We start from the raw sequence: 5765 nt of genomic DNA on the forward strand, positions 1-5765 counted from the left end.
TACAATTGCTCCATGGAAGCCGATATCTACGAGGTCGGTGGTCAGCAACGGTCCTGGTAGAATCAATCAAGCGTTCAGTGTTCGTTCTTCAACCTGGCCAAAATCGCAGCTTCGGGCCGACTGGGCCTAATAACTACCATGGCGTGATTGCTTCGCCGAAAATCGTGGCGGCAATAGGACAGTGTCGTGGCGTTAACTGCCATGTTTGCATGTGAACATGACGACATTGAGTTTAACTTCGGCCCAGGCTCCTTCCGATCAACCAAAGGTGGAAAACATGGGCCGCCACGAACGCGCCTCCAATAAAGATCAGGGACGGTAACAGCATCCCCTCCTGCCCCGGCCTCGGCGTTAGGGTCATCGCTGCAACATTGAACAGCCCCAGCACACAGATCGCAAGGAAGGGCGTGAAGCTGAGAGCTAGAACGCGAGGTGCGGACCAATTCACCAAATTGGAAAGCGGCTCTGATCGTGAAAGCCGCTATTGCATCGGCAGTTCCTTTCCTGCCGGAAACGGGCGTTTGCCCGGATGGACAATCCGATCATCACCAGTGCGAAGATGGCGGACACGATTAGCACGGCATGAGTTTTCCCCTAAGCTATATGTTTGCATGTGAACATGCTCACTTGCCTACAGGACTTTCCCCCATCTTTCGGAGCCAGTCGTTGAACGCCTCGGCCATCGCGTCCTGCAAGCTCATGCCGTGCTTGCGGGCGGTCATGTGCATGGCGAACGACATTTCCGGGCTGAAATAGCCCGTCATCGCCTTCTTGCCCTGACGGCTCGGCGCAACCGGGCTGCTGCTCGAACTGCTGCCGGTGCCTACGCCAGTGCTGCGGGCGGTCAGCGCGGCCGCCCTTCCCTCCGGCTCGGTCGACGCCGGCGTTGGTGCGGGATCGCGATCCCGCAATGCAAGCAATGATCCCTTCCGGCTCATGCGCTGGCCCTCCGCTTCGTTGATGCTTGCATGTTTACATGCTCGCATGTCCACTTGTAAAGCTGGCGCACCTCGTCTGCCGCCTTGCCGTCCGGCTCGATCTCCATCGCGGTTTTCCCCTCGGCCGCCGCGTGACGGAACGCGGCACGATCCGCAACACGGTGCGGGCAGGCGTCCAGCCCATAATCCTGCACAAGCTGCGTCGCTTCCTCATACATGCGCGGCGCGGTCGGGCTTCCCGCCGTGAAGATCACGAAAGCGGGCTTGCCGCGCATCTTCACAAGGCTGGCGGTCGTCTTGATCGCGGCCAGGTCGAACGCGCTCGGCCGACATGGGATCAGCACCAGGTCGGCCGCCTCGACGGCGGCGCTGGCGGCGCTGTCGGCATGGGGCGGGGTGTCGATCACGATGAACGCTGCGCCTTGCGCCCTCGCCTGCTCGATCTTGGCGGCAAGGCGAGGGGGGGCGCTGTCGATCACGACCGGGGGCGCATCCTTGCGCCACGCCGCCCACTGGCTCGCTGTCGCCTGCGGGTCGAGGTCGATCACCAGCGCGGTATGGCCAGCATCCTCGGCGGCGGCGGCCAGATGCAGGGCGAGGGTGGTTTTCCCCGCACCACCCTTCTGGCTGATAATGGCGATTGTTGGCATGTGAATATCCTTACATGACCGCATGTTTGCATGTGGGCATAGTGCAAGCCGTGCCTGAATGAAAGGGGCAGGGGGAGGACGCTTAACCACCCTCGTCATCGTCGGCGTCCAGCGGCTCATGCTGCATGATCCCGTGCCCCTTCAATCGGGCAAAGCGGCGCTCCGGCCAATTCCAGCCACTTGCGCGCGGTCCTCACAGTATAGCCGCACGTCGCGCACTCGCATTTCAGCATCCGGGTTTTCTGCTTCTTGGGCGCGGTCGACTCCCCGCCGGTGTCGAGATGGGCATGGGGGAGGGAGCCAGCGGCCTCAAGGATCGGTGCGATGGCCGCAAGTAAGGCGTCGCCGGGAGTGGTGGCGCGCATCGGCCCGACAAGGCCCAGCCCAAGCGCGACCCGTTTAAACGCCTTCCCATGCCCTGCCGGGATGCCGACAGCGGCATGGACCAGCTCGTGGGCGAGGATGGCGGCGATCTGCGCGGGCATGGCGTCAGGCGCATGCGCTAGGTCCGGGCGGATGAAGATTTCAAAATGCCCGTCCGCGCTGAGCCGGTTGTCCCAGCACTCACCGATCGCCTTGCCCTTCGCGCCTCTACTGGTGAAGCCGATCGCCACGCGCACGCGGTCGGGCAGGGGGGCGTCCAGCGCCTCGAACAGCGGAGCCATGCCCTGCGCCACGGCATTGAGCCAGCTTTCGCGGGTTTCGTGGGTCATCGTCTTTACTCCCTTCAAATCGCCTGTCCGGCGATGGCCATGCCATCGGCCGGAACACGGACGCCCAAGAACGCCGGCGGGAGAGGGGGGCAGCGGGAATCGACGGGGTGGAGCGGCCGCAGCGTAGCGAGGCACGGCCCGTCTATCCCGTTGCGGGGGAGAGGCGGCCGGGACCGCCTTTCCCCCTTCAAACAGGATCGGCGCCGGCGCACGCCGGCATTGCTGCGCGAGATCCGCGCAGCGATCTCGCTTCCGCCATGTGGATCGTCACCTTGGGCCAAGACCGCTTGCGGGCTTGGGGAGCGTGAGCGACTAGAGCCACGATGCCGCGTCAGCGGCAGGCGCATAATCACCGCACCCATTGCCAAAATCAGATTTTGTGACTACGTTGGGACTACGTTTTCAGAAGGAAATCCCAATGGCTGTTTCCGACACCTATGTCCGCGCCAGGATCGACAATACGACGAAGGAACGCGCCACCGCCGCGCTGGGCGCGATGGGCCTTTCGATCTCCGACGCTATCCGACTGTTGATGCTGCGTATCGCCGACGAACGGCGCTTGCCTTTCGAGGTCAAGGTTCCGAACGCCGCGACACGCGAGGCAATGGCAGAGCTGGCGGCGGGGAAGGGGACCAAGTTCGCCAGCGTCGATGCGCTGATGGCGGACCTCCGTGCGGACGATTGATCGTTCGACCCGGTTCAAGCGCGACTACAAGCGGGAATCAAAGGGCCGGCATCGAGCGACCCTCGATGCCGATCTTCTGCCTGTCCTGGCCGCGCTCGCGACCGACACGCCGCTTGATCCCAAATACCGCGACCATGATCTGAGCGGCGATTGGGCGGGCTACCGCGATTGCCACGTCAAGCCCGATCTGGTGCTGATCTACGCCAAGCCCGACGACGAAACGCTGCGCCTCGCGCGCCTTGGCTCGCATAGCGAGGTATTCGGATAGATGACGCACATGCGGGCGATCTTCATCCGCCACGGCGAATCCACCGGCAACGCCGGCGTGCCGTGCCATGATCTCGCGGCGATCGAGCTGACGGAGCGCGGCCACGAACAAGCGCGCCAGGTCGCGGCGAGCTGGACGCAAGCGCCCGCGCTCATCGTCACGTCGCCCTATACCCGCACCCGGCAGACGGCCGCGCCGACGATAGCGCGCTTTCCTGGCGTGCCGGTCGAAGTGTGGCCGATCGAAGAATTTACCTATCTGCAACCGGCGCGCTGGAACGGCACGCGCAGCGCCGAACGGATGCCGCACCTCGAACGCTATTGGAGCGCGGCCGATCCGGACTATTGCGACGGGGAAGGGGCGGAGAGTTTCCGCGCCTTGCTCGGGCGCTGCGAGGCGGCGCTGGCCCGCCTCGCGGCCATGCCGCCCGCTTCGCTCGTCTATGTGTTCGGACATGGGCAGTTCATCCAGGCCGCGCGCGCGATCGTCGCCGACGCCGATCTGGACGAGCGCGCCAAGATGCGCGCCTTCTGGCGCAAGGGCGAGCCGCCCGCGATCAGCAACGCGCAGCGGCTAGGGTTTCATTGGGATGGCGACCGCTGGGCGTGTGCGCCGGCGATCGCCGCCTAGATCAACACCCGCTCCACCTCGTCCAGCGTCACGTCATCGGGTCTCCGGTCGTAAAGCTGGGTGGTGCGCGTCGAGCTGTGGTTTGCCATCGTCGCGGCCGTCTCCAACGTGCCGCCGTTTTTCAGATAGGTGGTGATCCCGGTCGCGCGGAACGAATGGTTGCCGATCGCCGTCCCGATCTCGGCCGCGCCCGCGCGCCGGCGCACCATCGCGAACGCATTGGCTTGGGGCAGGGGGGTATCGCTGAGGCGCTTAGTGCCGCGCGCGATCGTGCGGAACAGCGGCCCTTTGCGGTCTTCGCGCAACTCGCACCCGTCGAGATATTCAGCGAGATAATGCTCAAGGTTGTGGTGGCAGGGCATTTCATGGCGCTTGCCGCCCTTCTCGTGCAGGCGCACCCAAAGCCTGCGATTCTGCACGAACACGTCCTCCACCCGCATCGCGAGCGCCGCGCCGATCCGTGCGAATGAATAGACCATCAATCCAATCAGGGCGCGGTCGCGCAGGCCCGCCGGCGTCGTCACGTCGATGGTATCGAGCAGCCGCCGCGCCTCGTCGGGGGCGAGCACCGGCGTCTTGCCGCGCCGCTGGCTATGCGCCGGCCCGCGCACCGATCCGGCAGGATTCACCGGCACGATATGGCCCGTTACCAGCCAGTCGAACAGGTGGCGCACGCCGGCGAGCTGCTGCTTGACGCTGGGCGCGGCCAGCTCGCGCCCCAGCGCCTCGACCCAGGCCGCGACGTGGAGCGGTTGCACGCCAGCGAGAGAGGCAACGCCGCGCGCCTCGCACCAGGCCAGGAAGTCGCCCGCCGCGCGCGCATAGGCACGGCGCGTATGCGGATTGCGGATGGTGACGGCGAAGAACTCAAGGAAGCGCAGCCGCGTGGCGTCGTCGGCCGCCGCGATCAAGGCCGGCAACGCCAGCGCGGGCGAGGGTAGGAGGGCGAGCTGGTTCATCGTGCGATCTTCTGCCAGCGGGCCGGCTCGCGGCGGGGCTTCGCCAGCTCCCGGCGCAATTCGTCAAACACCTCATCGGCGGGACGAACGCGGCCCGCCTTCACGTCCTCAAGCCCGCGTCCAACCGACTCGTCCAATATCCGGCGCAACAGCTCGTCGCGCAAATCGCGGTGCGGCTCCATCTCGATGAAGTTCTGGACGATCGCGAACACCGCCTCGGACGGATCAACGAAATGGCCCCGCTCGACCTGCGCCAACAGCCAATCGGCCATGTCGCCGGGTAGATACACCTCGAAACGCAGCCCGCCCCCGCGCGCCTGCTCGCGCAGCGCCTTGGCCTGGTCGCGCTCGGCGCAGTTGTCGGCAAAAGCCTCGTCGTCATTTTCGATCATGCCGGCATCCCTTTTTACGGTGGATCTTCGGAGACGTTTAAACGCTCTCGGCGGGGTCGCCGCGATAGCGCACCCAAAGGTCGTGCATCGCGTCGCGGTAACCCCAGGCATCGGCATAGGTGGTCGACTCCTGCGCCAGATAGGCCATGACCGTCAGCATATCCTCGGCAATGACGGCATCGACGTTGCAAAGATGCAGGATCGGGAAATGCCCGCACTCGTCGCCATTCCACCAGGCCAACAGAAAATCCGCGACCTTGGCCGACGCGCCGGTCTCGGCCGCGCGCGTGGGCGGCAGCGCGATCGGCAGCAAGCGGCCGATCGCCGCGCCGGCCTCATCGAAGCTTACGGTCCGGATGACAGGGCGGCGCTGCGGCGGTGTCGAGGCCGTCTCGGGCATGGCGATCATGGTCCCCTGAATGTGTGATAATGTCCTTTATCATACATAGAATGTGGCGTGAATCCCGCGCGGCACGATTGCGGTTTCGCCTCTGGCGCTGAGCCGCCATGAAAGCTCCATGATGACATTC

The 5765-nt window shown here is 65.0% G+C and carries 8 protein-coding genes and 1 pseudogene; 3 read left to right on the forward strand and 6 right to left on the reverse strand.

The annotated features are described in order from the left end of the window. Positions 1-623 precede the first annotated feature (623 nt). From KAY22_RS23390 to KAY22_RS23400, 3 genes and pseudogenes are all read right to left on the reverse strand, one after another. Entirely contained in the window at positions 624-938 is a 315-nt protein-coding gene (locus KAY22_RS23390) for a ribbon-helix-helix domain-containing protein (protein ID WP_011950393.1), read from the reverse strand. Further along, on the reverse strand, positions 935-1588 hold the full coding sequence (gene parA / locus KAY22_RS23395; protein WP_011950392.1) for a ParA family partition ATPase: 654 nt from the start codon (positions 1586-1588) through the stop codon (positions 935-937). The genes KAY22_RS23390 and parA overlap by 4 nt, the downstream gene beginning before the upstream one ends. Positions 1589-1670: 82 nt before the next feature. After that, positions 1671-2301, reverse strand: a pseudogene (locus KAY22_RS23400) (transcription elongation protein SprT). Between the two features lie 418 nt (positions 2302-2719). On the opposite strand from KAY22_RS23400, the gene KAY22_RS23405 reads away from it, so the two are divergent. The 3 genes from KAY22_RS23405 to KAY22_RS23415 are packed head-to-tail and all read left to right on the forward strand — an operon-like array spanning position 2720 to position 3884. Next, positions 2720-2986, forward strand: a complete 267-nt coding sequence (locus tag KAY22_RS23405; protein ID WP_011950390.1) for a type II toxin-antitoxin system RelB/DinJ family antitoxin — start codon at positions 2720-2722, stop codon at positions 2984-2986. Continuing rightward, positions 2973-3254 carry a type II toxin-antitoxin system YafQ family toxin gene (locus tag KAY22_RS23410; protein WP_004212931.1) on the forward strand — a complete coding sequence of 94 codons (282 nt, stop codon included), beginning with the start codon at positions 2973-2975 and terminating at the stop codon, positions 3252-3254. Before KAY22_RS23405 ends, KAY22_RS23410 begins: the two co-directional genes overlap by 14 nt. 9 nt (positions 3255-3263) lie before the next feature. Continuing rightward, entirely contained in the window at positions 3264-3884 is a 621-nt protein-coding gene (locus tag KAY22_RS23415; RefSeq protein ID WP_019086510.1) for a histidine phosphatase family protein, read from the forward strand. Here KAY22_RS23415 and KAY22_RS23420 read toward each other — a convergent pair. From KAY22_RS23420 to KAY22_RS23430, 3 genes are read right to left on the reverse strand one after another with little or no spacing between them, the layout of a single operon-like run. Beyond that, positions 3881-4843 (reverse strand): tyrosine-type recombinase/integrase, encoded by a 963-nt coding sequence (locus tag KAY22_RS23420; RefSeq protein ID WP_041380120.1) that lies wholly within the window; start codon positions 4841-4843, stop codon positions 3881-3883. The two genes, KAY22_RS23415 and KAY22_RS23420, sit on opposite strands and share 4 nt — an antisense overlap. Next, on the reverse strand, positions 4840-5235 hold the full coding sequence (locus KAY22_RS23425) for a CopG family transcriptional regulator (RefSeq protein ID WP_041380118.1): 396 nt from the start codon (positions 5233-5235) through the stop codon (positions 4840-4842). Before KAY22_RS23425 ends, KAY22_RS23420 begins: the two co-directional genes overlap by 4 nt. Before the next feature lie 37 nt (positions 5236-5272). After that, entirely contained in the window at positions 5273-5644 is a 372-nt protein-coding gene (locus KAY22_RS23430; RefSeq protein ID WP_225900037.1) for a hypothetical protein, read from the reverse strand. Positions 5645-5765 lie beyond the last annotated feature (121 nt).

Source organism: Rhizorhabdus sp., assembly GCF_018006725.1.
GTDB lineage: Bacteria > Pseudomonadota > Alphaproteobacteria > Sphingomonadales > Sphingomonadaceae > Rhizorhabdus.

Coding starts and splice junctions, on each gene's coding strand:
- KAY22_RS23390 (WP_011950393.1), bottom strand. CDS start 938: ATGAGCCGGAAGGGATCATTGCTTGCATTGCGGGATCGCGATCCCGCA.
- parA (WP_011950392.1), bottom strand. CDS start 1,588: ATGCCAACAATCGCCATTATCAGCCAGAAGGGTGGTGCGGGGAAAACC.
- KAY22_RS23405 (WP_011950390.1), top strand. CDS start 2,720: ATGGCTGTTTCCGACACCTATGTCCGCGCCAGGATCGACAATACGACG.
- KAY22_RS23415 (WP_019086510.1), top strand. CDS start 3,264: ATGCGGGCGATCTTCATCCGCCACGGCGAATCCACCGGCAACGCCGGC.
- KAY22_RS23420 (WP_041380120.1), bottom strand. CDS start 4,843: ATGAACCAGCTCGCCCTCCTACCCTCGCCCGCGCTGGCGTTGCCGGCC.
- KAY22_RS23425 (WP_041380118.1), bottom strand. CDS start 5,235: ATGATCGAAAATGACGACGAGGCTTTTGCCGACAACTGCGCCGAGCGC.
- KAY22_RS23430 (WP_225900037.1), bottom strand. CDS start 5,644: ATGATCGCCATGCCCGAGACGGCCTCGACACCGCCGCAGCGCCGCCCT.